Origin of the sequence: Streptomyces sp. NPDC093064, from assembly GCF_044754605.1 — a bacterium.
In the GTDB taxonomy this organism is placed as follows: Bacteria; Actinomycetota; Actinomycetes; order Streptomycetales; family Streptomycetaceae; genus Streptomyces.
The window spans coordinates 17,117-44,083 of sequence record NZ_JBIVPK010000018.1; the positions used below are offsets into that span (position 1 = coordinate 17,117).

Sequence of the window (26,967 nt, forward strand, 5' to 3'; positions counted from 1 at the left end):
TGGGTGCCTATATAATTCCGAGCTTTCCCCACGGCTAGCGTCCTTCAAGCGACACCAGCCCACCACTCTCCCCAGCTCCCATCCCGTCCGCCGTCGACCCACACACCGTGGAGCGGGCGTGGTTCAGGGCGTCCAGGTGGAGCGCGCCACTGTACGAACGACTGTGAGGATGATCGTGGCATCGCTCGGCGGCCTGACTCACCGAACGATTGACGCTTCGGGCTGTCCTTTCCAGGAATCGTCGGCCGGCTGGGCGGTGCCGCTATGCACGCGGCCGGTCGAGCGCCTGTGACCTCATAGCGCCTCTGTGTGTCAAGCGGCTTGAACGAGGTGGTTCCGCCGGTCTCGTTTCATGATGGAGGCCATCCGGTCCCTGCGAGTGGTCCGCCGCTCGGCCATCAAGTCCCGCACCCAGACGATCAACCAGATCCGCACGCTCATCGTCTCCGCCCCCGCCGAGGTCCGGGAACGCCTGCGCGGCCTGCCCACCTACCAGTTGATTGCGCAGCTTGCCCGTTCTCGCCCCGGCGCGGACCTCGCCGACCCGACCTGCGCAGTGCGAACCGCACTGCGGCGTCTGGCCCGCCGCTACCAGCACCTCACCGAGGAGATAGCCGAGGCCGACGCCGAACTCGACCCCTTGGTCGCGCAAGCGGCTCCCGGGCTGGTGGATTTGATCGGTGTGGGCACCGAGACAGCCGCCCAACTCCTGATCACCGCAGGTGACAATCCCGACCGGCTGAAGTCCGAAGCTTCCTTCGCCCACCTCTGCGGGGCAGCCCCCATCTCCGCCAGTTCCGGCCGGACCAACCGCCACCGCCTCAACCGCGGCGGCGACCGCCAGGCCAACCATGCCCTCCACACGATCGCCCTCGTGCGGATGCGCTACGACCCCCGCACCCGGCTCTACGTCGCGCGACGGACTACCGAAGGGATGTCCAAGAAGGACATCTTCCGCTGCCTCAAACGCTTCATCGCGCGAGAGGTCTACAAGCACCTGACCAGCATGAATATCCCACAGCCAAACCGCCTACAGGCCGCTTGACGATCTATAGGAGCATCCTGGACGCCCTGGGCCGCGTCTGCTCGGCTCTGCCTGGGTCGGCGGTGGACGGGATGGGAGCACCCCACGCACACCACAGCGGACTCGCAGTCGGGTACGGCGCCCCCGCCACGTCCCGGCCCCCCGCTGGCGCCTCACCATGGCGCGGATGACCAACCGGCCCGTTCCCGGCCCTCGTGCCCCGCGCATCCTGCGGGTGCGGCCGACCCGGACCGGCCTGGTGCTGCGGCTCAAGCTCCGCCCCGGTCAGGACGCCTTCGACGTGGCCGCCTCGTGTGACCGGCTGCGGCACTCCTTCGCCCTGTACGGCGTCACCTCCCGTGAGCTGCGCTCCGGCGTGGTCGAGGTGCGGATGACCGGCTATGACGTGCTCAAGCGGGTGCAGATGCCGACGTTGGTCGACACCCGGCCGATGCGGGTCCCGGTCGCCCTGCGCGAGGACGGAGCCGTGCACTACCGCGACTACCGCGCCGTGCCACACGCGCTCACCCTCGGTGCCACGGAGTCCGGCAAGTCCGTCTATCAGCGCAACCTCGTGGCCGCGCTCGCCCCGCACCGGGTCGCCCTGGTCGGCATCGACTGCAAGCAAGGGGTGGAGCTGTTCCCCCTGGCCCGCCGGTTCTCCGCGCTCGCCGACAACCCCGACACCGCCGCGGAACTCCTGGATGCGCTGGTGTCCCACATGGAGGGCGTCTATCAGCTCATCCGGGCTGAGCAGCGGATCACCGCTGACGTGCCGGATGCGGAGATCGCTGCCGACATCTGGGACCTGCGCGAGGACCTGCGGCCGGTGCCGATCGTGGTCCTGGTCGACGAGGTCGCCGAACTCGCCCTCTTCGCCAGCAAGGAGGAGGAGAAGCGCCGGGACCGGATCATCACCGCACTCGCGCGGCTCGCCCAGCTCGGCCGCGCCGCCGGCATCTACCTGGAGGTCTGCGGGCAGCGCTTCGGCTCCGAACTCGGCAAGGGCATCACCATGCTCCGCGCCCAGCTCACCGGCCGGACCGCGCACCGGGTCAACGACGAAGCCTCGGCGAACATGGCCTTCGGCGACATCGCCCCGGATGCTGTGCTGGCCGCGATCCAGATCCCCACCGACACCCCCGGCGTCGCCATCACCGGCGACTCGACCGGCGGCTGGGCCCGCATCCGCGCCCCGCACACCTCGCTGCGCCAGGCCGTGAACACCTGCAACCGGCACGCCGACCTGACCCCGGCCCTGCCCGCCCTCGCGTCGTTCCGGCCCGTCCTCGGCACCCTCAAGCCGGTTCCGGCCCCGGCCGTCGAGTCCGCCCCGGCCGCTGCCTGAGCCAGGAAGGAGAAGCCACCATGCCCCGCTCAGCCCTGCGTGTGGATGCCGTCCTGGTACAGGCCGTCATCGCCGGTGCCCTGTCCTTCGCCCACCTGCACGACCCGCTGCCCGTCCTGCGCCTGGACGTACGCGGGCGACACCTACCACCTCATCCGCGCGGGCCTGGCCGGAGACGACCGCCGCAACATCCCCGCCACCGTCCGCGACCACCCGCGGGTGTTCGCCACCCTCACCGCGCCCTCGTTCGGCCCGGTCCACAACCGGCCCGACCACGGCGCCTGCCGCTGCGGCACCCACCACGCCCCGGATGCCCCGGAACTGGGCACCGCCCTGGATCCGAGCACGTACGACTACGCGGGCGCGGTGCTGTTCAACAACCACGCCGGGCAGCTCTGGCAGCGCTTCACCAACCGGCTCCGCCGCGAGATCGCCGCCCGCGCCGGCATCACCCAACGGGAGCTGAAGGAATCGGCCCGGCTGTCGTACGGCAAGGTCGCCGAGTTCCAGAAACGCGGGGCTGTGCACTTCCATGCCGTGATCCGCCTCGACGGACCCGACGGCCCGGACACCCCACCGCCGTCCTGGGCCACCGTCGACCTGCTCGCCGACGCGATCCGCGCCGCCGCCGCGCACTCCTACACCTCGGTCTCCGTCCCGGCCGCCAAAGACCAACCGGTCCGCACCTTCCGATGGGGCCGACAGCTCGACGTGCGGCCGGTCAAGGCGTTCGGGGACGGCTCCGCCATCACCGAGCAGGCGGTCGCCTCCTACGTCGCCAAGTACGCCACCAAGGCCGCCGAGAACACCGGCACCCTGGATCGCCGCATCGGCGAACTCGCCGAACTCGACCGCCACGGCGTCCCCGACCACACCCGCCGCCTGATCGAAGCCTGCAAGAGGCTCGACCCCCCTCTACCCCGACCGACGGCTGTGGGCCTGGGCGCACATGCTCGGCTTCCACGGCCACTTCTCCTCCAAGTCCCGCCGCTACTCCACCACCCTCGGCACCCTCCGCCAGGCCCGCGCCGACTACCGCGCCGCCCAGGAACACGAAGCCCTCGGCCTGGACGACACCGAGCCGGACACCGTCCTCGTCCTCGCCGACTGGCAATACGCCGGACACGGCCACACCCCCGGCGAATCCACCCTCGCCGCCACCATCGCCCGCGACCTCCAACTCAACCGCGAAACCGCCCACGAAGCCCTACGCGACCAACTCGCCTCGGAAGGAGCCGCAGCATGACCACCGTCACCCCTGAGCTGCTGACCGTGCCGGAAGTCATGGCGCGGCTCAAGCTCGGACGCTCCACGGTCTACGACCTGATCCGTTCTCGCCGCCTGCTCTCCATCACGGTCGGCCGCTCCCGCCGCATTCCCGCTGACGCCCTGAGTGACTTCATCGCCCGCGAGATCGAGGAGGGCGCCTGATGGGCAGTCAGCGCAAGCGCAACCCCAATGGGGTGGGCACGATCACCAAGTGCAAGGACGGTCGCTATCAGTGCGCGGTCTACGTGCTCCAGCCGGACGGCACCCGTGCCCGCAAGTTCGCCTACGGCACCTGCGGACGCCGAGGCCGGTTCGGCAGCCTGACTGGTGCAGCAACCGTCGTCGGCGGTGTTGGGCTCGCACCCTCTTCGGGGTAAAACGGCAGACCAGAGGCCCGGACTCGGCGTCCGGGCCTCTTCATGTCGGTCTCGCCGGAGTCTCTACCGGTGTACACCTAGCGTTCGCCAGTGCCGGTGAGCGGCTGCGGGCGGCCGGGGCCGGCGGCCGGCGGGAGGGCGTCAATCGGGACGGGCCGGCCGTGGCGCCGGGCGTCAAGACGGATCATGGCCGTGCGACCGTCGCGCAGGGCGGTCAGCGCGTCGGGGTCCGTACGCGCGGCACTGGCCCGGTCCCCAGCAGAGGTGCCAGAGGGTACGCAGTCGCCGAGGACGCCGGGCAGCAGGTGGGTCATCGGGACGTTTCTGTGAGCGCCTGTCAGTCGTCGTGGAGGCAGCCATCCTGGACTTCCTGTCGAGCAACTCCAAAGCGGTCCACGTGATGGCGGGCACGCCGCATGTGCGGTCCGATGGGTTGCCGCATCGATCGATGAGTCCCCCTACGACCGCTCGTACAGCACCGGCCGGCCGGTGAACGCGTCCAGCAGGAGACGGTCGCCGAGGGGCCGGTTCAGCTTCACCGTCACCTCCTCCAGCAGCAGGTCCGCGGTGCAGGGACCCTCCTTCGTCCCGACGACGGAAGCGGACAGCACCACGCTCCCGCTCGTCTCCAGCACGTCCACGGCAGGACCGTCGTCGCAGGACCCGTGGCCGGCGAGCACCGTGACGGACCGGCCGTCCCTCGCGGTCCCGACCAGCTGCAACGAGTCGCCGGACCCCTCCGGATTGACCGGCGGCTTGAGAGACTTCGAGGGACGGACGGCGGCCAGCTTGAGCGGAGTGTCGTAGCCGTCCAGGGTGAAAAGCCAGGCCGGGACGGTCGCCGGGCCGCGGCTGGTGGACAGGGTCATCTCACCCAGCTTCACCCCGGTCACGGTCAAGTGCGGTCCGTCGTTGCCGCCGCCGGCCACGGCCTCGTACGCCTGCCGCGCCTCCATCAGCGGCAGCGTGAGCGAGCCCCCGCTCTCCCACTTCACCCGGCCGTTCTTCCGTGGCGCAGCGGGGAGTTGGCCGCGCAGGGCGAAGTTCTGGGCCTCGTAGGCATGCTTGTCGGATATGTCGTGGAAGGCGTTTTCGGGTAGGTCGACAGCCTCTCCGATCGGGTGGTAGCCCTTCCGCCAAACCCGGGCGGCCTCGGAGCCGTCCCAGGCGTCGGCGACCTCACGAGCGCGGGCGTCGGCGACCTGACGAGCACGGACCTCCGCCACCGCGCCGCAGCCAGTGAGGGTCCCGCCCGCTGCGGCGAACAGGGCGAGGACGAGAAGCAGTTGGGCGGTGCGGGCCAGGGCGCCGGAGACGGCGGCCGCAATGGCTCGTATACGCATGCGTTCCCCAGGTGGAGAAAGGGGCCGACGCCGGTCGTTCCTCGCGGTCCGTCTTCGGCGCGGGGCCCAAGTGATCATGGAGTCTGTTTGACTCACGTGATCAGATCCCTGATGCGTGGGGGTGGTTGTACGGGAATTTGAAGTTCTGGAAGCGGCCTGTCAGTCGCCGTGGCGGCGTCCGCCTTGGACTTCCTGTCGACCAACTCCAAAGCGGTCCACGTGAGGGCGGGCACCACCGCGCCCCCACCCTCCTGGCCGCCTCAGCCCACAACACCGGCCGGTCCCCGCTCGCCACGACGCCTTCCACCCTCCCCCTCCGCGCCGTCGTGCCAACGGCGTCGCACCGTGAGCCCCACCCGTCCCTCCGCGCGCCATAAGGGTCTCCGACACGATCAGCGGACGGCTCTTCTGGTCACCCCCGGACGGCCCGAAGTACAGCCGGCCCACTTCCAGCGGGCTCCGTTCGCGCACTGTGACCTGCGGTTTCCCAAGGGCCGAGCGTTGTCGGGGGACGTCTGGGGGAATCAGCCTCTACGGGCCGTACTCGTCAGCCTCCGACTTGCCCTCGACGGCGCAGAAGACGGTCAGGACGATCGCGCCGAACGGGACGTAGGTGGGCAGGATTTCAAACGAATGGGCCTCTGACCTGTGTCGGGGGGCGGGACTTGAGCCCACGACCTCTTGCATGACCTGCCGTTTCCCGGCCCGAGTGCGTCCCCGCCCCACACCCGTCCCACCCTGAACAGCGCTGCGACCCACTTCCGGCCGACTCCGAGACGCGAGATCCTGGTACTGCGACCGTGAACCAGCGAACAAATGCGGGCTGGTGCGCATCTCACTCTTCGTAAAGCAGCCTCATGCCGATACGGCCCTCCGCGCGACAGGTGTCGTCGCGCATTCCGAAAGGAGGCCGGGCGATGATTCTCCCGGCGTACCGTGACCGCAGAAGCGCGACAGCACCGCCACGCCTCCCCTGCCGGGCCACGACCGCACGCAGACTGAGCGCCGTTGCCGCCGTGGCGGCCATGCTCCTGACGGGCTGTGGCACGGGCGCCCCCAAGGCGGCCCCGCACTTCAATGGCCCCGGCGTGTCCCTCGCCCCGTCCGCCGCGCCTTCCCACTCCCCTTCGCCCTTCGCTGCGGACCTCACCGCCGCCACGTGCACCAACAACACGAAGCTGGCCGGCTGGTCGAACCGTCGGCTGGCCATGCTGACCATCGCCGTCCCGGTGTCGGAGACGTCGGTGTCCGACGCCACATCCGAGGTGAGCGCCGGCGCCGGCGGTGTGCTGCTGTTCGGCAGCAAGGCACCGTCCGACCTCGGCTCCCGGCTGACCGCCCTGAAGTCCCATGTACCCGGCCACCTGGGCCTGTTGGTGATGACCGACGAGGAGGGCGGCGGCATCCAGCGCATGGCGAACCTCGTCGGATCCCTGCCCTGGCCCGCGTACATGGGCAAGCACTGGACCCCAGCCCAGATCCAGCGGAACGTCACGAAGGTCGCCACCAAGATGGCGGCCGCCCAGGTGAACACGGACCTCGCGCCGGTGGTCGACGTCGACGGCAGGAACGTGGCTCCCAGTCGGACCAACCCCGACGGATGGCGCTCCTTCAGCGGCAGCACCTCGGTGGTCTCCAAGGACGGTGTCGCGTACATGAACGGGTTGCGCGCCGGACACGTGATACCTGTCGTCAAGCACTTCCCGGGCCTTGGCAACTCCAGCTACAACTCCGACTTCGGCCCCGCCCGCACCCTGCCCTGGTCCACCTTGCAAAAGGTGGGCATCCCACCGTTCACAGCGGCCATCAAGGCTGGTGCCCCGGCGATCATGGTCTCCAACAACATCGTGCCGGGCTTGGCCACCAATCCGGCGAGCCTGTCACCCACCGTCATCAGCTACGAGCTGCGCGGCAAGCTGGGCTTCAAGGGGCTGGTGGTCACCGACTCGCTCAGCGCCAAGTCGATCTCCGCCGCAGGCTTCAGCGTCCCCGCCGCGGCCGTCCAGGCCCTGCGCTCCGGTGCCGACATGGTCATGTTCGACCTGGGGGGCAATACCAGCTCCCAAACGTCCTCGATCGCCTCGGCGATCACCAATGCGGTGGCCGGCGGCCATCTCGCCCGCAGTCGCCTCATCGACGCGGCGGGACACGTCCTGGCCGTCCGGCACGTGAATCTCTGCTCCTGAGCGCGAGCCCGTCATGGGCGCTCAGGCACGCCGCTGTGGAAGGACCATGCCCCCCGGGCGTCAAGCCGCGTGATCCTATGATGCGCCATACATCTGGATCAGCGGGGAGAGGTCGTTGCAGGCGTTCACGCTCACGTATATGCCAGAGCCTGGAGATCTGGCGGAAGCATCTGCCACGTCGCCCCGGCTGCGGCGTTCGCGGAACCGGGCCGTGCGCAATGCGGCTTCGAGTCTGCTGGTCATGATGCTGTTCGGAGTGATTGAGATATGTGTCCCGGAAAAGCCGCCGGCCACCTTCCTGATCATGTTCCTGTGCGCAGGACTGTTCGTGAAGTACACCCGAACCCTGCTCATCCTCTCTACCCGTTGGGGTATGCGCCGCGGGGCAGAGAAGGTGGGGAGCCGTTCCGAGGAGGCGAAACAGGTACATGAGGCGACGGTCACGGAGGATGGACTGACGGTGCGCACGAGCGAGACAGCCTGTTCCTACGCATGGGATGCGTTTGGCGCGTTCGTGGAAACTGAGCGCCAGTTCATTCTGCTGGACGCCTCGGGTGAGCCGGCTTTTTCCTTGCCCAAACGGGGCTTCGCGGATCCGTCACTGGTTCCGGTCTGTCGCCGGCTGGTTGCGGAGCATTGTCGACACGCCTGACCGGGGGCCCTTACAGCCACGCGGGACGGAAACCCGGCAGACTCGCACAACCCTTCAACGACGAACGTCGGGCGGGGCCGATGGCCCCGCCCGGGTGCGTTCCCTTCCGCCGAGCGGGCCGGCGGTCCTTCGGACCGGCGCTCTCAGCCGTCCGACGGCACCTTCAGCTTGTCCCAGCTGAACTTGCCCGGGATGCCGTCGGCGTCCTTGCCCTTGAAGCCCAGCTTGCGCTGCCAGGCCACGTAGGACTTGCGGTCGGCCTCGGTCCACTCGGGGCCGGGCCCCTTCTCGTAGTGGCTGCATCCCTCGGCGACGAGCCGGCGGCCCATCGCCGTGATCAGTGGCGACTTCTGCCCGTTGTGGAAGAAGCCGCTGCCCGGGAAGGGGGCGTACGACGGCTTGGGCGCCGGCTTGGGCTCCTGCGGCTTCCCGGAGCCCTTTCCGGCCAGCCGGGCGGCGATGCGCCCGCGCAACCAGTCCATGGTGAAGCCGCGCGGGTCCTGCTTGCCCGGCTGCCACTCCTTGTGGCCGATCACCGAGCGCTCGCTCCAGCCGTAGTGCCGGCAGATGGCGGCGGCGACCCGCGCGATGGCGTCCTTCTGCGCATCCGGCCAGGGGTCCTTGCCGTCGCCGAGGTTGATGCACTCGAAGCCGTAGAAGTGCCGGTTGCCGTCGGTGTCGGCCTCGTTGTCGGGCGGCAGCTTCGTCTCGTTGACGACGGCCCGCAGGACGTCGCTGTCGCCGAGGCCGGCGTGGTTGGCGCGGCCGTTGCCGACGAGGTGGACGTGGCCCTTCTTGTCGATGACGCCGTGGCACAGCGGGCCGGGCAGGCCGGAGTAGCCGTTGTAGCAGATGTTCACGGAGTTCTCGGTGCCCGAGGTGACGGTGTGGTGGATCATCACGCCGTTGATCGGGCCCCAGGGCCCCTTGCTACGGGCCGCACCCCCCGGGCGCCGGAAGCCGCCACCATTGGCCCGCCCTCAAGTTCCTGTCACTTGATCACCACGGTGCGGGGAGGCACGCACGGGGTGGGTGACACGCGAACCCGGCCTCCGCGCGCTCGGCGTCTCCGTCCTGAGCCACGACCGCACCGCCACGTCCATCGCAGCCACCCACCACAGCCGCCGCCCGGGCTCCTACAGTTCCGCACCGCCCCGACCAACGCCGCCCACGAGTTGCCGATCGCACTGCCTACCGGTGCCTGCCGAAACCGTGGTCTGGGTCTGGACGTCACCCTCATCCGCCGAAGCGCCCCTTGTGGGAGCTGCTCCGGCCGTCCCGCCGCCTCGCAAGCGGAAGATCGCCCGCGCCCGGATCCTGGTGCGGGCCGCGATGACCTTGCAGACGCCTCCTACTCCGGCCTCGCTCCCACGAGCAGACGGTCGGGAACCTCGATCCGCGGCGAACACGCCCCCAGAGGTGGAAACCGGGCAGGCCCGGGCCCGCCAAACGATCAAGGGCTGCGAGCGACGACGCGCCCACTACCAAGCAGCCCTCGAAGGGCCCACTCTACGAAGCCCCGGGCATCGCCATCACCTACGAACACCCACACGCAACAAGGACCCCGACCGTAAGGCCGAGGTCCCGCACGATGGCGTCCGAGGGGGGAGTTGACCACTAACGATACGGTCGTGGTCGCGCAAGGATGACTCGAGCTGCACATTTCACCGGGTCCGACCTGAGACGCTGAACACTTTCCGGAATTGGGACCTGGCCACAAACGGAGGGTCAGGGTCTGTGCACACGACCTGTTACTTGATGAATCACTCAGTATCGAATCTCGATGAGGCGGCCCTCCGCGTCCGGCTCGGGCACCATGGGAACCCGCTCTGCGATCCCGAGCGCGATCCGGTGCGCCGACCAGGCGGCGGCAGCGGCGTCGAGTACATCGTCCACGGCGACCCGATCGGCCTCTCCGAGTTCGTCCGGGAGCACGAGTCCCGCCTCGGCCAGAAGTGCGCGGCGTAGGTTTTGACCGCGCCAGGTCTTCTTGGCGTACGCCAGTGGCACCCCGCCGGCCAAGGCATAGAAGGACACCTCGGGGTGCACCTCGTGAATGCGCTCATCGGCAAGCCAGCACGCCCGAGCCTCTAGAAGTTTCGGTGCCAGCGCCCACGCCTGCCGGCTCAGCCGACTCCCGGTGAGCTCCTGGCACCGGTTTGCGGCTGCCGGATAATCAATCTCCTGCCATGCGGGCCTTGGCGCGATGAGGAAAACGCTGCTGCGTCGCGTTCCCAGCAGCGCCTTGGCCGCGAGATCAGCGGCACGCCAGCCCTTCTCGCCAAGACCCAGCGGCATGTCCACCGCGATCGCCGCGACCGCACCGGCACGCTCGATCAGCGTATCGAGGGATACCGCCACCAGACTTCCCGCGTACGCGCCGTCCGTGAGCCGGATACCCACCCACCCCCGCTTACCGCAGGCGTCGATTCCCAGGACGTCCATCCCATCCCCAGACACTCGGACCGAAAGGTACTGGCCCGTCCACTGTCGGCAGCAGACGGGACGGCAACTGTGACAGGTGGAACACGCTGACAGCACCGTCCAACCGGCCAGACCAGCGACGGTCCCGTCCCGACCGCGGCACGGGACTCCCCTGCCGTTACCTGCACACCCATGGGCCTAGTTTGCACCGGAGCAGCCGGATCCGAACTGGCACGACCCCGAGGTCGTGGCCGACTTCGAGCGCGTCCTCAAGCATTGGCTGGACCGTGGCGTCGACGGCTTCCAGGTCGAAGTCGCCCACACCCTGTTCAAGGCGGAAGGCCTGCCCGACGCCGGCTCGGGCCAACACCAGGACATCTACCGCAACCACCTGACGTCCTACTACGACGAGGAGGAACTGCACCCTCTGTTCCGCGATTGGCGCGACCTGCTGGACCGCCATCCCGCGCCTCCCGGGGCGGTGTCCCCAGGCGAACGAGTGATGGTGGCCACGCCGGCATCTACGACCACAAACGGCTGGCACGCTACGTAAGCGCGACGGTGCAGGGCGACGACCGGAACTCCATGCCGGCGCTGTACCGCGCTGCGGCTGCGGCCGCGGCGAGACCACCCGGCCTCCGACGCCACGCTGAAGCTCGACGGTCCCGACAACCGCGAGTGGTTCGGCTTCGAACGCGGCGCAGGCCTGCGATGCGTGGTGAACTTCGGCGCGAAGCCGCTGCCCCTGGGCGACAACGTCGACGTGCTGCTGTCCAGCGCACCGCTCGACGGCCGCCGTGTCCCGCAGGACACGGCCGTAATCGATGGCACACATGGGGAAGCTTCAGCCCTGGGCTCGGGCTGCACGTCGCACCCCCACCCCACTCCGATCGCCGCTCCGGATCGCATGACCGGCCGGGCGGGCCTCCCTGTGGTGGGAGACCGCCCGGCCGGACTGTGTGGTTACCGCACGTCGTAGGCGCGCTTGATGGTCTGGGTGACCGCGTTGCCGTTGGCGTCGGTGAAGGTGGCCTTCATCGTGATCTGCTTGCCGGAGGCGCCGGTGTGGTCGAGGACGGCCGTCCACTTGCCGTCCTGCTGCTCGGTCGGCGCCTGGATCCAGGTGGTGCCGTCGTCGTAGGAGTAGGACAGCGAGGCTTCCTTGATCGCGCCCGGGGTGTACCCCGCGTGGCCCTCGACCGACAGCCCCACCCTGATACCGCTCTGCGCGGGCAGGGTGTTCAGGCCGTCCACCGGCATGTCGTACGCCGGGAAGAGGATCGGCAGGCCGCGCGAGTAGACGTCCGGCTCCCGGTGGGAGCGGAAGCTCCAGGTGGTGGTGACGGCGGTGGAGCGCAGCCAGTTCCGGTCCGAGGTCGGAATCTTCTCCAGGTTCTGCGTGAGCTCGTACGCAGAGTCCTCGTCCGGCACCCTGAACACTCCGTCCGGCCAGGCGCTGGTGGCGATCTGCTCACCGTTGCGCTTCAGCCTCAGGTTGCCGAGGTCGCCGAACGACCCACCGGAGGACCAGTGGTCCCCGGAACCGTCGAGCCAGAGTGCGGTCTGGATGCCGATCAGGTCGCCCTGCCGCTCGGCTGCCAGCATCAGCTTGCCGTCGGCGTCGCGTGCCGCGGCCGGCCGCAGGGGGCCGCCGTACCACTCCTCGGCGCTCCGCTGTCCGGCCTGGTAGGTGCGCTCGTGGTCGCTCATGAACGCGGCGAACGGGAAGCTGGTCATCGCGCCGTGGTACCAGGCGCCGTCGCCGGTCGTGTAGTAGGCCGTGCGGGTACCGGGCACATGGACCGTGCCGAACGGGCTCACGGGGACGTAGGCGTTGCCGCTCCAGGAGGGGCGGATGAACATCGCGTCGATGTAGTCGCCCTCCTTGCCCATGGCCTTCCACGTCTCGGTGACCTGGGCCAGCTCGGAGTCCTTGGGCTTGTAGACCTGGTCGGACTGCAGCGGGCCCTGGGTCGGGAACGACAGGTTGTAGACGTAGGACGAGCCGTTCTCGGAGCCGGTCGCACGCCAGGTGGGCCGGAACTCGAAGGTGCCGTTCTTGGCACGTCCCTCGACGTCCGCGTAGAACTTCTGGACGGTGTTGGCGGCCGTGACCGATCCAGAGATCTGCCAGGTGTCGTCCCACGTGCGGGCGTAGCTGAACGTGGTGTTGTTCACCGTCGAGGGGCGGTCGGTGTGCAGGCTCAGCCGGTGGGCCTTGCGGGCGTCGAGGACGACGGTGGTGTCACGGGTGATCCGAAGCTGCGGGTGCGCGAGGTAGCTGACCGATTCGGCTGCCTTGTTCGCGTCGTACGTCGCCACGAAGCTGCTGAGGGCGTAGTTGCCCGGTCGCACCCGGTACGTCTGGTCGCTAGCACCCGAGTTGCTGCGGCGCTCGCCCTTGTTGATGTCGAGGCTGACGAGGTCCAGGGAGGAGGTGCCGGTCGCGGGCTTGCCGTTGCGGTCGATGGCCTCGACCCGGAGGGTGACCGTCTCCGGCTGGACGTAGAGCGTGACGGGCACGGAGACGTGCACATCGCCGCCGGTGGCCAGGATCCGGCCGGTGATCGCACCGTACTGGGCGTCCTTCAGAGGGACGGTGGGATCGATCCGCAGCGGCACCTGAGCGGTGGCCCCCGCGGGGACCTTCACCTTGCCCTCGTCCAACTTGACGATGCCGGAGGGGACATCGCTGCCGTCGTTGCCGTGCACGCCGCTGACCTTGAGGTCCAGGGTGAGGTCGCTGCCACTGGTGTTGGTGAAGGGCACCTGCACGGTGGTGCGGTCCGAGGCATTCTGCGGCCAGTTGTAGCTGCCGGCCTGGACGGCGGGCGCGGAGAGCACCTTCTGGTTCACCGCGCCGAACACATCGAGGACCCCGCCGCCGGTCTGGTCGGCGCCGGCGACCTTGCCACCGGTGCGGGCCGACGAGACCAGGGCGGCCTTGATCTGCTGCGCGGTCCAGTCCGGGTGGGCCTGGCGCACGACGGCCGCGGCGCCCGCGACATGCGGGGTGGCCATGGAGGTGCCGGACATCGTCCGATAGGCGTACATGCCGCGGCCGCCTGCGTTGGCCGCCGAGATGCCGACGCCGGGGGCGGCGATCTCGGGCTTGAGGGTGTGGGTGACGGCCACGGGACCGCGGCTGGAGAACCATGCGGTGGTGTCGTCGCGGTCGACGGCACCGACGGTCAGCACGCCGGGCACGCAGCCGGGCGAGGAGACGGCCTCGGTGTTCGAGCCGGCGTTGCCGGCGGCGACGACGAACAGGGTGTGGGTGTTCTGCGAGAGCTGCTTCGTGGCCTGGGCCATCGGGTCGGTGCAGTCGCCGATCGTGGGGTTGCCCAGGCTCATGGAGACGACGTCGGCCTGCTGGTCGACGGCCCACTGCATACCCGCGATGATCCAAGAATCCAGGCCGTAGCCTTGGTCGTTGAGGACCTTGCCGATGAGCAGGGAGCTACCGGGGGCGACCCCCTTCTTGCGGCCTTCACTGGCCGCTCCGAACCCGCCGACCGTAGAGGCGGTGTGGGTGCCGTGGCCCTGCCGGTCGTCGGTGGTCTTGGAGTCCGTGAAGTTCTGGGACGCTGCGATCCGGTTCACCAGGTCGGGGTGCTCGGCGTCCACCCCGGTGTCCAGCACGGCGACCTTGGTGCCCTTGCCGTCGAAGCCGGCCGCCCAGGCCTCCGGCGCGTGCACCTGCGCGGTGGACCGGTCCAGCGTGGCCTTGACCTTGCCGTCCAGCCACAGCTTCTTCACCGTGGAGCCGGAACGTGAACGGGTGTTGGTGATGTCCTGCCAGAAGGTGGCGGCAGTGTCCTTGCCTGCCCTGAGCGCGACGCCGTCCACAGCCGGGAGGCTCAGGCCCCGCTCGGCCCCGCGAGGAGCCGCCGGCGCACTGGCCGCAACGTTCACACTGTTCTGGTAGGTCGCGATGAGCGGCAGCGTGTCGGTGTGTGCGTCGTCGTATCCCTGGCGGATGAGCCCAGTGACGTTGAACAACTGCTCGTCGACCTTGCCCTCGGCGATCGCCTGGGAGGCGTCCTCCGGGTAGACGTAGAGGTCCTTGCCCATCTGATAGGTCTGGGCCATCGGTTGCGTACCGTCCTCGCGGGGCAGCACCGCCGCCGAACTACGGCCCGACCTGTCCGTGGTCACCAGTACCTTGTCGCCGGTGACGAGCGTGACCGTCACCTGCTTGCCGCCCGTTGCTGCCGCCCCGCTGCCGACGACGGGTCTCTTCCCCGAGGCCCCGTCAGGCGGCGTATCCACCGCCCCGGAAGGCGCGACCGCGGTGACGGCCAGGACGCCGGCGGTCGCCGAGCCCAAGGCCATACGCGTTATGAGGCGCATGAATCTCCCTACTTGACTCCGTGAACATGCCATGCTGCGGCTGCAGCCTGGCAGACAGGCGAATTGCGTGGGGATGGCGCGCGTGGCGGGTTTCCCGCATGACGGATGTCCGTCACGCGGTCACATCATGTGGCTCGTCGGCTCGGTGAGGCTTCGGACCTGGGCGGTGGGGATACGCCCGGCCGACCCGACGTTCGCCCGGATGATCTCGCCGACGAGGGCGCGAGCGCATTCAGGCTCGGACCACAGGCCCGCCGGCGGTGAAGCTGGAACCCGCCAGGAGTTGGCGACACCCCTCGCAGGGTGACCACCAACGGACGAAGGCTCCTCGGCCCTCGGGCCGAGGAGGTCAAAGCCAGCCGGCTCGGGCCGCGTGCCACCCGAGTTGCAGGCGCGAATCCGCTCCGGCAAGGTCCATCAGACGGCGTGTCCTCCGCTCCACGGTGCGTATGGAGAGGTCGAGTTGGGAGGCCACCCGCCGGTCGGAGAATCCTGCCAGCAGCAAGGAGAGCACTTCCAGCTCGCCCTCGGTCGGCTGCTGATCAACTGTCGGCTCCGCGTGCACACCCGTGTTGGTGGTGTGCAGCGGCCGGGCCTCGGCCCATTCCTTTTCGAAGAGATGGACCAGGGCCGTCAGCAGGCCGCTGCGGTGCACCACGATCGCGCTCGGCTCACCGCCGGAGTCCATGTCCAGTGGCACCATGGCGCGCTCCCGGTCCGAGACAACCATCTTCAGCGGCAGCGAGTCGACCAGGCGGAGCTCGACGCCTGCCGTGATGGCTGCCCGCACATCCCTCGCTACATCGGGACCATCCAGGTAGTCCTTGGCCGCCACGACCCGGAAATCGACTCCGCGATCCAGCGCGAAACTCTCCGACATGTCGGCGTCATCGCGCGGCACCGCGACCGGCGCGCCGACGAGGAATACGAGCAGCTCCCGCTGGGCCCCCCGCTCCAGTTGATGGAACCGGTGGGCAACCTGCTCCACGCCTACGACGACCTCCACGACACCGCCCGCGGAGTGCACAGCGGTACTGCGGTACTGCTCGACGAGCATCGAAAACGCGCTCTCGGCCTGGTGCAGCGCATTGCGCTGCTCGACCAGGAACGGGGCCAGGGCCACCGAGGGCGGTGTGAGCCGGTAGCGGGCGGGCTGGAGGCCGGCCTCACAGTCAGCCGAGTCAGATGCCCCCCTCTCGGCTTCGGTGGCGACCGCCACCAGGCCTCGTGTCTCCAGGTCAAGCAGGATGCGGGCGGTTTCGGCCTGCTCGAGTCCGGTCTGCCGGGCGAGTTCCTGCGAGGCTGCCGGTCGGGCCAGCAGCGCCGTGTAGATGACCTCTTCGGCCGGCCCCAGTCCCAGTGCCTGCAGCATCCAGCTCCTCCTCGGGCGAACACCATGTCCGGCCCTGGCGCCGCTCGCATGGACGGAGCGGATTTCCCTCGGTCGAACCCTAACCCGCTGTCGTGGTGTCACCATTGGATGTACGCCCCTGCAGCACTCCTCCCGGGACACCCCGCAGACGGCCTCCCGGGGGGAGGCACCTCGCAACGGACCTTCCGCGCGCTCTGCGTCGCCGTGACCGCTTGCTCGGCAGTGAGTTGGGCTCACTGACGGGGACGGTCCGGCCGGGCCTGGCGGCAGATTCGATCGTTCTCGTCCGTGATGTGACGGAATGCCCAGTGGCCGACATCAGCGGCACCCGTGTCGAGCTGGCCCAACCCGGCCGACCAGTGGGTGTGGTCCAACGAAGCCGCTCACGAGGCGATCGTCACCACCCAGCGCTCCACCCCAGGCTGGATCATCCACGGACCGTATACCTGCGGGAGGACGTCGTGTGCCGGGTCCCTGGACCAGTGGACCGGGTGATCAAGGACTCCGAGCGCCGACTCGCCCGCCACCAGACCGCCCTCGACGCCGGCGCCGACCCCGCCGTCGTCATCCAGTGGATCAACGACGCACACCGAGACAAGCAGACGGCGCAGAAGAAGCTGGACACGCTCCCCGCCTTCACCCAGAAAACGCCACTCACCGCCAAGCAGCTCCGCGGGATTACTGAAAGTCTCAGAAAAATCGCACAGCGCATCCACGCAGTCGGCGCCGGGAAGAATGGCCCGATCCACGAGGCCCTCGGAATCGACATCACCTATGAACACGCAACAAGGACCCCGGCCATAAGGCCGAGGTCCCACGCGATGGTGTCCGAGGGGTGAGTTGACCATTGACGATACGGTCGTCGTGGCGCAAGGGTGCTTACACTCGTGACGCTGAACTTGAGTCATACGGCTCCCGTGGGTATCCACACGTCGGCGGCCCTGCTCCGCCGGTCGAAAATCCACTGTGCGAGGGGTGGTGAATAGCTGCTGATGTCCGCGTCATGAGGCCCGCCTTCTCGCTGTACGGCTGCGCAGCCGCTGTACCAGTACCAGCAGGAAAATGAGCAGGCTCAGTGCGGCGACGGCTGCGACCCCGCCCCGGGGAGACCACCTGTGCGCGGCGAGCATCGCCTGGGCCACGAGGAGGTTGACCGCGAACGCCCCTGCCAGGGCCACCACGAGGCGGCTGGCCGGTTCCAGGCCGTGCAGGGCGGCTCCGATGGCGGCTGTCGGTGTCGCGAGGAGGAAGAAAAGCATGAACGGGCCACGCTGCGGCGAGTTCACGTCGGTGAACGCAAGAACCGCACCTACCCCTCCGGCGGCGGTCGCGCCTGCGAGCAGCAGGTCTCTCCCCCAAGGTTGCCAGACCCGCCGGGTGTCTGGTGCCGGTGGCTTGATGCCGGTGGTTCGCATTTGCGATTTGTCCTCGAAGTGCCCGATGCCGGACTTCTATGTCGCGCAGTCTCCCGGGACCGTCAAAACGCGGAAGGAATGCGAGAAGCGTTCTTCTAAATGACTTGAAAGGCTGCCATATCCCTGCCGCCGATGTAGAGGCCGTAGGGGCCGGCTCCGACACCGGCTACGGGCGTCGCCATAAGGGGGCCCGCCCCGCCGTGGTTCAACGTCGTGACCGGTACATCTGCAGCAGGTGCTTGGCTCCCGGCCGCACGAAGCGGGCGAGCATGGTGACGAACGGCTTGAGATCGTCCGCCGCCAGCCAGGCCAGTTCGGTGCCGCTGGCGCGGGCGGGTGCGTGCGGCGTGGTGTAGCCGCTGCGGCGGTAGGCGAGGAGCGCGGGCAGGTCGATGTTTTCGACGACGAAGCGGCGGCCCTCCCGTTGCCCGGAGCGCGGGATCTCGCGCCCGGTGAGGTCGAGATGCTGGGCACGTACGACATCGATCCCGGCCGCCGACTCAAAGAGCCGGAATTGGGCACCCATGCGCGGGTTGAAGTCCAGCAGTTTGTAGCGGCCGTCCCGGCGGTCGTAGCGCCAGTCGAGGTCGGCGATGCCCTGGAAGCCGACGCTCTTGCAGAACTGTGATGCGAGTACTGCGAGTTCGGGATTGGCGACGACATACGCGCAGGCCGTCATCCCGGCGTGCGGTGGCCAGGAGCGGACCTTGACCCCGGTGAAGATCACTGGCTCGGCCGCGCCCGCGCCGAAGTACGCGTGCACGATCCAGTCCTCTGCCTCCTCCCGGGGCAGGTACTCCTGCAGGATCACCCCGGGCTTGGACCCCCAGCCGCGCGCGAGCTCGAGCAGCTCTCGCGGCCCCTCGATCCGCCTGGTGCCCGGCACGGCCGGGGTACGGCGCCGCTCGAATGCTTCCCGGTTCTTGGCGACGATCGGGAAGCATGCGCCAGCGGCGAACTCCTCGATGTCCTCGTACGAGTCGGGGAAGGCCGCCTGCGGTGAGGGCACCCCGTACTGCACGCACAGCTCGTGCAGCCCCTGCTTGCTGGCCAGCCGCCGGATCAGGCCCGGATCCTCCACACGCGGGAAGAGGAAGACCTCGGCCAACTCGTCGGCGTGCTCGGAGACGAGCACGGCCGCCTCCTCGTCGGACGGGATCAGCACCGTGGGGCGCCCGATCCTGCGGCCGATCCTGCGCAGCCCCTCGACCAACCGCTCCGCCGGCTCCTGCCCGGTGGTCGGCCAGACGAACCGCCCGCTCAGGTAGCGGGATGCTGCGGCGGGCGTGCAGCGGTCCTCGGTGATGGCGTACATGGGAACCCCGAGCCTCCCCAGGCTGCGGATCGCTCCCACCCCGCCATGGTGCAGCGGATAGTTCCCGATCTTCACGATCAACCCCGGTACGGCAGGGTCGATCGCAAACCCGGACCCCACCACGGACTTCCCCCCGATGCTCCGGGCATTCACGGCCCACCTGCCCGGACCACGACCTGAAAGGAACCTGAGAGGTCGCGCAGATACGTCGGCTGTCACGGGCGTCGCTTCCGGTGTCGCATACGTTCCTCCAGGCATGTTCGAGGCAAATCCGAGGACTTGAGCCAGATTCTTCAGGAAGATTTACCAATCGTGGCGTTCAGACACGCCGACGACCGTACGTCAGTGACTTGTTGATCAGAAACCCAAAGCGGTCTATTCGAAGATGCGGCGAACGTGCCGGGCGCCGAAGTAGCCGCGGACGACGTGCGACTGGCGTTCGCGGCCTGCGGATCGCTGATCGACTGGTGAGCCTGGTGTCGTTCGCGCCACAACGGGTGGGGCTCCACTACGAGTTCAGCAATCGCGTCAGGCGTCAGCCCCGTGATCGGCTGACTTCGAATGGCTGGACGATCGCCGAGCAGACCGGGGACACCACCCCCGACGGACTCAAGCACTTGCCCGGCCGCGCCTCTGCGCGTCCTGACGCCTGGGTGAGTACGACGAGTTCCTCCCGCGGCAGCGACTCAGGATCCGCCACCGCAAGATCCAACCACGCCGCCACACAATCCCGTTCGCTGGGCGTCACCAGCGGCCATCACACTGCGAATACTCGCCGAATGTTTGTTCACCATCTACGGCTTGAGAAATTGAGAAGCGACCTCCGCGAGTCGCCCTGCCGGGAACCACCCGCCCCACTATCGTCCAGAGCCACTGGACGGATCGTCCGGAGCGAATGGACGCTCTCGGGATCCGATTCTGCCCGCCCATGCCCTTCACGTAAGGAACCGCCATGCTCGGCATGCGCGAACTGGACGAGGAGCCGAACCGCCCACGCGTGGGCGGTTCATCGGAAGAGAGGACGGTATCGTGAGTTCTGATGTTCGCCTGACGGCACCGGGCCAAGTGCCGCCCAAGCCGCCACCCTCAGGTGGCAAGACTCCTGAGATCGCGAACGCACCAATTCCGGGACAGTATCATCCGATCTCTTCCCACCTCGCGATCGCGCCGCCGGTGAGTGTGGTGATTCCCGCCATGAACGAGGCGGAGAATCTCCCCTACGTCTTCAAGACCCTTCCCGACTGGATTCATGAAGTGGTCCTGGTCGACGGCAACTCCACCGACAACACCGTGGAGGTCGCGCGGGAGATGTGGCCCGGCGTGAAGGTCGTCGGACAGCAGGGCAAGGGCAAGGGCGACGCCCTGATCACCGGTTTCGAGGCCTGCACGGGCGACATCATCGTCATGGTCGACGCCGACGGCTCGGCGGACGGCCAGGAGATCGTCAGCTACGTCTCCGCCCTGGTGTCCGGCGCCGATTTCGCGAAGGGCTCGCGGTTCGCCAACGGTGGCGGCACCTCCGACATGACGCCGATCCGCAAACTGGGCAACCGGGTCCTGTGCGCGATCGTCAACGCCAAGTTCGGCGCCCGCTACACCGACCTGTGCTACGGATACAACGCGTTCTGGCGGCACTGCCTCGACGAGATCGACCTCGACTGCACGGGCTTCGAGGTCGAGACCCTCATGAACATCCGGGTGGTCAAGGCGGGGCTCAAGGTGCAGGAGATCCCCAGCCACGAATACCTCCGTATCCACGGCGCGAGCAACCTGCGCGCGGTGCACGACGGATTCCGGGTGCTGAAGGTGATCCTCAAGGAGCGCTCCAACCGGCGTGCGTTGCGCCGGCGCCCGCGCATGGTGGCGCTCAATACGGGTCGGGGAGAGATGTCTTGAGCAACGCGGACATCTCCGTGGTGATCTGCGTCTACACCGAGGACCGCTGGGAGGACATCCTCGCGGCGGTCGCCTCGGTGCGGGCGCAGTCCCGCCCGGCACGCGAGACGCTGCTGGTCGTGGACCACAACGAGATCCTGCTGGAACGGTTGACCGGTGAGTACAAGGAGGTCGCGGAGGTCCGCGTGCTCGCCAACGCGGGCCCCCGCGGCCTGTCCGCGGGACGCAACACCGGGATCGCCGCCTCGCACGGCGAGATCATCGCCTTCCTCGACGACGACGCCGTGGCCGAGCGCGACTGGCTGAGGCACTTCGCCGAGGGGTACAAGGACCCGCGCGTCATGGCCGTCGGCGGCCGCACGATGCCGAGCTGGGCGTCAGGCCGCCGCCCGGCCTGGTTCCCGGAGGAGTTCGACTGGGTGGTGGGCTGCACATACAAGGGGCTGCCGCCCGGCCGGGCGCGGGTGCGCAACGTCCTCGGCGGCAACGCCTCCTTCCGCCGCACGGCGTTCGACGCGGCGGGCGGCTTCGCCACCGGCATCGGCCGCGACGGCGACAAGCGGCCGCTGGGCTGCGAGGAGACGGAACTGTGCATCCGCCTCACCCGGGCCAGACCCGGCGCGATCCTGCTGATCGACGATCGCGCCGTGATCCACCACCGCGTGCCCGAACCCCGCGAGCACTTCGCGTACTTCTGCACCCGTACCTACGCCGAGGGCCTGTCCAAGGCCCTCGTGACCCGAAGCGTCGGCACCGACAAGGGACTCGAGTCGGAGCGCCGCTACACCACCCGGGTGCTGCCCGCCGGGGTCGCCCGCGGACTACGTGACGCCCTGCTGGCCCGCCCCGGCGGCGCGGGCCAGGCGGGAGCGATCGTCGCCGGGGTTGCCTCGGCGGTCGGCGGATATGTGGTCGGCAGCTTCCGTGCGCGCAGGGGCGGCGTCGCGTTCCGCGTCGCGGCGGCCGGGGAGAGCCCGGACAGCAAAGGGGCAGCATGAGCAGGGTCAGACGCGCTTCCAGCCGACTGTGGCTCGTGTCCGCACGGGATCAGGTCCCCGGCGCCACGCTCGAACGCCCCATCCGGGCCTGCTCGCGCCGTCGGCCCGCCAGGCCCGGCCGTGGGGCCGCACCTCGTATCCCACACAAAGCCGCTGCCGCATGAACCTACCCGTGCCCATCCTCATGTACCACTCCGTCGCGCACACGCCGAACCTCGCCACCCGCGCCCTGTCCGTGGCACCCGAGGCGTTCGCCGAGCAGATGGCGCTGCTCGGGGACGGCGGGTTCACGCCGCTCACCACAGCGCAACTCGTCGCCGCCTGGCGGTCCTCGCGGCCGCTGCCGCGGAGCCCAGTCTTGATCACCTTCGACGACGGCTACGAGGGCGTGCACCAGCACGCCCTGCCCGTGCTCGCCCAACACGGCTTCGTTTCCACGCTGTTCGTCTCGACCGGCTGGATCCGCGGCGCCCACGACACAGGCGGCGGCCTCGACAGCATGCTCGACTGGGACCAGGTGCGCGCACTCGCCGACTCCGGGGTGGAGGTCGGGGGGCACAGCCATACGCACCCGCAGCTGGACCAGCTCGGGGACGAGGCGCTTGGGTGGGAGCTGCTGCGCTGCAAGGAGATCGTGGCCGCCGAGCTCGGCACGCGGCCCGCCTCGTTCGCGTACCCGTACGGGTATTCGAGCCGCAGGGTGCGCCGCGCAGTGCGCGAGGCCGGGTTCGCGCAGTCCCTCGCGGTCGGCAATGCCCTGGCGCAGCGCCGTCAGGGACCGTACGCACTGCGGCGCGTGACCGTTCGCCTCACCACCACGATCGATGAGTTCGCACGGCTTGCCCACGGTCAGGCCATCGCCCGTACGTTCGCCCGGGACCGTGCCCTCACGAAGGGGTACGCCGTGGTCCGCAGAGCCCGAAAGATTTACCGGAAGGCAACCTGAACCCGTGTCTGACGCGACCACCGCTCGGACTGATTTCTCCGATCCCTTCGTGGCCCCCACGGCCGAGCCGCAGCCGACAACCAGCCGGAAGCTGCGTCCGCTCGAACGGGGCGGGGGTTCTGGCGGCGGCAACCAACTGCTCCGCAACGCCTATGCGCTGATGCTCAACACCGGGATCAGCGCGGTGCTGGGCCTCGGCTTCTGGCTTGCCGCCGCGCGCTACTACACGGAGGACGCGGTCGGCCAGGGCTCCGCGGCGATCGCAGCGATGAAGCTCCTCGCGGGGCTCACCGCGGTAACCCTCATGGGCGCGCTGGCCCGCTTCCTTCCGGTGGCGGGCCGCACGGCGAGCCGTCTGATCTTCCGTACCTACGTGGCCAGTTCGGTGGTCGTGGCGCTGGCCGCAGGCGCTTTCCTGCTGACGCTCGACGTATGGGGCCCCTCGTACCACTTCCTGCACGGCCTCCTCAGCGGCCTCGGCTTCATCGCCGCCGTGGTCGCCTGGTCGCTGCTTACGCTGCAGGACGCTGTGCTGATGGGGCTGCGCAGAGCGCTGTGGGTGCCGGTCGGCAACACTGTGTTCTCCACGGTGAAGCTGGGGCTGCTGGTCGCCCTGGCGGTGGCCCTCCCCGCGACCGGCGTCTTCGTGTCGTGGGTGGCATCCATCGCCGCGTCCACGGTGCCGCTCGGCTGGCTGGTGCTCCGGCGTCTTGTGCCGCAGCACATGAAGGCGACGCAGGGCCGGACCCAGCCGCCGACGCTGCGCGAGATCGGCCGGTTCCTGGCCGGCGACTGCACCGGCTCGCTGTTCTCGCTCGCCGTGGTCAGCCTGGTCCCAGTGATCGTCGCCGCCCAAGTGAGCTCGGCCGACAACGCGTACTGCTACATCGCCTTGACCATCAGCAGCACGGTCAATGTGCTCGCCATCAACATGGGCGCGTCCCTGACCGTCGAGGGCTCGCACGACCCGGCGCGGCTCGCGGCGAACACCCGGGCGGCGCTGCGCCGGATGGTGCGGATCATGCTGCCGGTGTGCGGGGGACTGTTCCTCGGCGCGCCGGTCATCCTGGGTATGTTCGGCGGGGGGTACGCGGACGCGGCGACCCCGCTGCTTCGCTGGTTCGCGGTCGGCGCGCTGCTGCGGGTCGTCATGGAGATCTACTTCGCGGCGCTGCGCGCGCAGAGCCGCACCTCCGGACTTGCCTATCTTCAGGGTTTGCTGTGTGTGCTGGTGCTGGGGCTGACGCTGCTGCTGCTTCCCCGAATGGGCTTGACCGGTGCGGGTGTTGCGGAGGTCTCCAGCCTCTCGGTGATCGTGGCCATCGCGACGCCCGGCCTCTACCGGATCGTCCGGGCCAGCCCCTCCGCAACCGTTTCCGCGGCGTTGGACGGGGAACTGGCCGACCTGGGCACCGCCGACGCGGCGACGCGGCCCCGTGAGGGGATGACGCACCGCGGACCAGCCCGGGCGCTGCGCACCTCCCTCGACTCGACCACCCTGACGCTCCGTGTCCGGCCCGACGCTGACCACCTGGAAAGCAGACCGGAGGTCCAGCCGAGATCCGGCACGCCTGCTTCCAGGACGCCCTCGCCCGACGGTCCGCGGCGGGACAGGGACGCCGCAGACCACCGGCCGACGCGGGCCACCGGCCCTTCCCTCACGCTGCCCGGGCCGCGGAACGCACCGCATGCGGCGTCCCCGCCCCTCGACAAGCCGGGGGGCGGGGAGGAGGGAACGGGGGCGCCGGGACCAGGGAGTGTTCCTGCGGCGGAGGGGCCTTCCTGTGCGAAGGAACCCCCGCAGCCTCGGCAGTCCGGGAGAATCCCGCAGGCCGGGTGCACCCCAAAGGCCCGGCGGACTCGGCAGGTCGGCCGGGCGAAGAAGGGCCGGCATGCGAGGAAGGGCGAGCAGGTCCGCGGGGCAAAGAAGGGCCGGCATGCGAAGAAGGGCGAGCAGGCCCGGGGCGATGCGTCGCTGGATCCATTCCCGCACAGCGCCGGGCACGCCCGCGTGACGGCCGGCGGCACCGTGGTGGCCGTGCTGCTGGCCACCGCGCTCGGGTTGTACTGGCTGCCCGCGCTAGGCCTGCACGACCGCGACCTTGACCGTATGGACGGGCTCGGGCTGGTATCTGTCCTGCCCGAGCCCACCCTGCTGGGCGCCGCCCTGTTGACCGTCGTCTTCGCCTCGCTGTTGTGGATGGACCGGCAGCACCGGCTTCTGCTGCCGGCCGCGCTTCTTGCCACCGTGGTGTCGCTGCACGCGCTGCCCGCGGTCATTGAGACCGAGCCGCGGTTCGCGACGGCCTGGCAGCACCTCGGTTTCCTGGAATACATCGACAGGACGGGCTCCGCCCTGCCCTACCTGGACGCACGCTGGAGCTGGCCCGGCTTCTTCGCCGCGGCCGCCTTCGTCGCCCAGGCATGCGGCGTCACAGACATGACCGAGGTCATTCGCTGGTGGCCGGTCGTCATGCAACTCCTCTATCTGGCACCGATGTTCCTGCTGATGCGCTCCATCCGGGCAGGGTGGCGCGCCAAGTGGGCCGGCGCTTGGATCTTCGTCATGGGCAACTGGGTCGGCCAGGACTACTTCTCCCCCCAGGGCTTCACTTATCTGCTGTATCTGGTCTTCGTCGCAATGTTGCTGGTGTGGTTCCAGCCGCCGCTCGTGCTGGGGACCGGGCTGCGCCCGGGCGAGGTGGAGGTCAAGCCCGCCGACCGCCGCCAACGCACGGTGGTGCTGCTCGTCGTGATCGGCCTGTTCGGGGCGACCGTCTCTGCCCACCAACTCACGCCCTTCATGATGCTGGGCGTCCTCACCGCCCTTGTACTGCTCGGCCGCTGCGAACTGCGCGGGCTTCCGATACTGTTCGCGGTGCTGGTCGCCGTATGGGTGGGCCTCGTCGCCGAGCCGTACTGGTCAGGCCACTTCAACGAGCTGTTCGGCGGTTTCGGTGGCGTCGGCAGCAATGTGTCCTCATCGGTGTCCGGACGCATTAACGGCGGCAGCTCGGCTCACAAACACGTGTTGTACGCACGCTTGGTGCTCGCCGGCGGTGTCATGGCGATGGCCTGCTGGGGCTGGTGGCGCCGGCGCAAGGCCGGATATCGCGAACGGTCGCTACCAGTGCTCGCGTTCGCGCCGTTCCTCGGCTTCGGCATGCAGTCCTACGGCGGCGAAATGGCGCTGCGTGTCTTCATGTTCGCCCTGCCCGGCGCGGCGCTGCTCGCCGGTCTTGCGCTGTTCCCACACACGAGTGTCACCGCGGCGGAGCGGATCCGCGACCGGGTCAGGCCGGCCCCGCTGGCGGCGCTCCTGGTGGGCTTGTTGCTGATGGGTGGCTTCCTGGTGGTGCGGTGGGGCAACGAGTCCTTCGAACGTGTGCGGACCGGCGAGGTCGCGGCGATGGACTACGTGTATACCCGCGACGATCCGACGGTGCGTCTGTTGTGGACGAGCAGAGACACGGCGCACGACGTGACGCCCGCCCTGCCATGGGGCGCGCGCGACATGGAGAAGGTGCACTACGTCCCGACCCTCGCGCCCACCGATCCGATGGTGGTGTCACACCTGGTCAAGGCACTCAAGGACGCAGGCCCCCGCTCGTATCTGATGATCAACGAGAGCCAGGCGGTCGTTCTCGAACTGAACGCAGGTTACTCGGCGACCTGGAAGACCCGGCTCATCCGAACCCTGGACCAACGCCAGGAGCTGAAAAGGGTCTTCGCCAACGACGACGCGACGGTCTATGCCCTGCGCAAGGAGACGGACGGCAAGCCGGCGAACGCCGATCCGGGGCCGAACGGCCCACGGGTGACATGGACGCCGTGGTCGGTGGTGGGTGCGCTGGCGGCCGTGGCGCTGATCCTCCTGCTGGCGGTGCGTGAGGTCGTACGGGTGGCGATGGCGCCCGGTGTGCGACAGCAACGCTGGCTGCAGAGCAGCTTCCTCTTCTCGCTGCCGCTGCTCATGGCACTGGTGGCCTCGCTGGTGGAACGGTTCTCAACCCTGGCTTGACATCAGCATCGCCCTGACCGGACCCTGC

Annotated in this window: 17 protein-coding genes and 4 pseudogenes; 13 read left to right on the forward strand and 8 right to left on the reverse strand. The window is 69.0% G+C overall.

The annotated features are described in order from the left end of the window. The first annotated feature begins 379 nt into the window (after positions 1–379). From ACIQFZ_RS22140 to ACIQFZ_RS22160, 5 genes and pseudogenes are all read left to right on the forward strand, one after another. Positions 380–1,045 (forward strand): transposase, encoded by a 666-nt coding sequence (locus tag ACIQFZ_RS22140; protein ID WP_402691967.1) that lies wholly within the window; start codon positions 380–382, stop codon positions 1,043–1,045. Positions 1,046–1,175: 130 nt separating this feature from the next. Continuing rightward, positions 1,176–2,372, forward strand: a pseudogene (locus ACIQFZ_RS22145) (FtsK/SpoIIIE domain-containing protein); the annotation flags it as partial. 102 nt (positions 2,373–2,474) lie between these two features. Continuing rightward, a pseudogene (repSA, locus tag ACIQFZ_RS22150) lies at positions 2,475–3,618 on the forward strand (replication initiator protein RepSA); the annotation flags it as partial. Beyond that, positions 3,615–3,803, forward strand: coding sequence for a helix-turn-helix domain-containing protein (locus ACIQFZ_RS22155; RefSeq protein WP_365436851.1), 189 nt, complete (start codon positions 3,615–3,617; stop codon positions 3,801–3,803). The pseudogene repSA and the gene ACIQFZ_RS22155, both read left to right, overlap by 4 nt. Then, positions 3,803–3,931 (forward strand): annotated as a pseudogene (locus ACIQFZ_RS22160) (site-specific integrase); the annotation flags it as partial. The gene ACIQFZ_RS22155 and the pseudogene ACIQFZ_RS22160, both read left to right, overlap by 1 nt. A gap of 164 nt (positions 3,932–4,095) precedes the next feature. Here ACIQFZ_RS22160 and ACIQFZ_RS22165 read toward each other — a convergent pair. Continuing rightward, positions 4,096–4,332, reverse strand: a complete 237-nt coding sequence (locus ACIQFZ_RS22165) for a hypothetical protein (protein WP_383060789.1) — start codon at positions 4,330–4,332, stop codon at positions 4,096–4,098. A gap of 144 nt (positions 4,333–4,476) precedes the next feature. Beyond that, positions 4,477–5,361: a hypothetical protein gene (locus ACIQFZ_RS22170; RefSeq protein ID WP_402691968.1), complete on the reverse strand. Its 885-nt coding sequence runs from the start codon at positions 5,359–5,361 to the stop codon at positions 4,477–4,479. 1,025 nt (positions 5,362–6,386) lie between these two features. On the opposite strand from ACIQFZ_RS22170, the gene ACIQFZ_RS22175 reads away from it, so the two are divergent. Both ACIQFZ_RS22175 and ACIQFZ_RS22180 read left to right on the forward strand, forming a co-directional pair. Further along, on the forward strand, positions 6,387–7,547 hold the full coding sequence (locus ACIQFZ_RS22175; protein ID WP_365427945.1) for a glycoside hydrolase family 3 N-terminal domain-containing protein: 1,161 nt from the start codon (positions 6,387–6,389) through the stop codon (positions 7,545–7,547). A gap of 115 nt (positions 7,548–7,662) precedes the next feature. Further along, positions 7,663–8,199, forward strand: coding sequence for a YcxB family protein (locus ACIQFZ_RS22180; protein ID WP_365427934.1), 537 nt, complete (start codon positions 7,663–7,665; stop codon positions 8,197–8,199). A gap of 143 nt (positions 8,200–8,342) precedes the next feature. Here ACIQFZ_RS22180 and ACIQFZ_RS22185 read toward each other — a convergent pair. Beyond that, positions 8,343–9,131, reverse strand: a pseudogene (locus tag ACIQFZ_RS22185) (peptidoglycan-binding protein); the annotation flags it as partial. A gap of 835 nt (positions 9,132–9,966) precedes the next feature. Next, complete coding sequence (locus ACIQFZ_RS22190) at positions 9,967–10,644, reverse strand: DUF429 domain-containing protein (RefSeq protein ID WP_383060785.1); 678 nt, start codon at positions 10,642–10,644, stop codon at positions 9,967–9,969. A 226-nt stretch (positions 10,645–10,870) separates the two neighbouring features. Here ACIQFZ_RS22190 and ACIQFZ_RS22195 point away from each other — a divergent pair, with 226 nt between their 5' ends. Further along, positions 10,871–11,176 carry an alpha-amylase family glycosyl hydrolase gene (locus ACIQFZ_RS22195; RefSeq protein ID WP_383060783.1) on the forward strand — a complete coding sequence of 102 codons (306 nt, stop codon included), beginning with the start codon at positions 10,871–10,873 and terminating at the stop codon, positions 11,174–11,176. Between the two features lie 410 nt (positions 11,177–11,586). Here ACIQFZ_RS22195 and ACIQFZ_RS22200 read toward each other — a convergent pair whose 3' ends face one another. Both ACIQFZ_RS22200 and ACIQFZ_RS22205 read right to left on the reverse strand, forming a co-directional pair. Further along, positions 11,587–14,976, reverse strand: coding sequence for a S8 family peptidase (locus ACIQFZ_RS22200; RefSeq protein ID WP_402691969.1), 3,390 nt, complete (start codon positions 14,974–14,976; stop codon positions 11,587–11,589). A 349-nt stretch (positions 14,977–15,325) separates the two neighbouring features. Further along, entirely contained in the window at positions 15,326–16,348 is a 1,023-nt protein-coding gene (locus ACIQFZ_RS22205) for a helix-turn-helix domain-containing protein (RefSeq protein WP_383060780.1), read from the reverse strand. 491 nt (positions 16,349–16,839) lie between these two features. Here ACIQFZ_RS22205 and ACIQFZ_RS22210 point away from each other — a divergent pair, with 491 nt between their 5' ends. Continuing rightward, positions 16,840–17,187 carry a hypothetical protein gene (locus tag ACIQFZ_RS22210; protein ID WP_365432195.1) on the forward strand — a complete coding sequence of 116 codons (348 nt, stop codon included), beginning with the start codon at positions 16,840–16,842 and terminating at the stop codon, positions 17,185–17,187. A gap of 162 nt (positions 17,188–17,349) precedes the next feature. Here ACIQFZ_RS22210 and ACIQFZ_RS22215 read toward each other — a convergent pair whose 3' ends face one another. Further along, complete coding sequence (locus ACIQFZ_RS22215) at positions 17,350–17,763, reverse strand: hypothetical protein (protein ID WP_376653572.1); 414 nt, start codon at positions 17,761–17,763, stop codon at positions 17,350–17,352. Between the two features lie 205 nt (positions 17,764–17,968). Next, entirely contained in the window at positions 17,969–19,153 is a 1,185-nt protein-coding gene (locus ACIQFZ_RS22220; protein WP_402691970.1) for an ATP-grasp domain-containing protein, read from the reverse strand. A gap of 1,032 nt (positions 19,154–20,185) precedes the next feature. Between ACIQFZ_RS22220 and ACIQFZ_RS22225 the strand changes: the two genes are divergently transcribed. From ACIQFZ_RS22225 to ACIQFZ_RS22240, 4 genes are all read left to right on the forward strand, one after another. Then, the gene (locus tag ACIQFZ_RS22225) at positions 20,186–20,974 is read left to right on the forward strand and encodes a glycosyltransferase family 2 protein (protein ID WP_402692000.1); all 789 of its coding nucleotides are present in this window, start codon (positions 20,186–20,188) and stop codon (positions 20,972–20,974) included. Then, the gene (locus ACIQFZ_RS22230; protein WP_402691971.1) at positions 20,971–21,972 is read left to right on the forward strand and encodes a glycosyltransferase family 2 protein; all 1,002 of its coding nucleotides are present in this window, start codon (positions 20,971–20,973) and stop codon (positions 21,970–21,972) included. Before ACIQFZ_RS22225 ends, ACIQFZ_RS22230 begins: the two co-directional genes overlap by 4 nt. 160 nt (positions 21,973–22,132) lie before the next feature. Further along, positions 22,133–22,918 carry a polysaccharide deacetylase family protein gene (locus tag ACIQFZ_RS22235; RefSeq protein WP_376653571.1) on the forward strand — a complete coding sequence of 262 codons (786 nt, stop codon included), beginning with the start codon at positions 22,133–22,135 and terminating at the stop codon, positions 22,916–22,918. 4 nt (positions 22,919–22,922) lie between these two features. Further along, on the forward strand, positions 22,923–26,939 hold the full coding sequence (locus tag ACIQFZ_RS22240) for a lipopolysaccharide biosynthesis protein (RefSeq protein ID WP_402691972.1): 4,017 nt from the start codon (positions 22,923–22,925) through the stop codon (positions 26,937–26,939). Positions 26,940–26,967 lie beyond the last annotated feature (28 nt).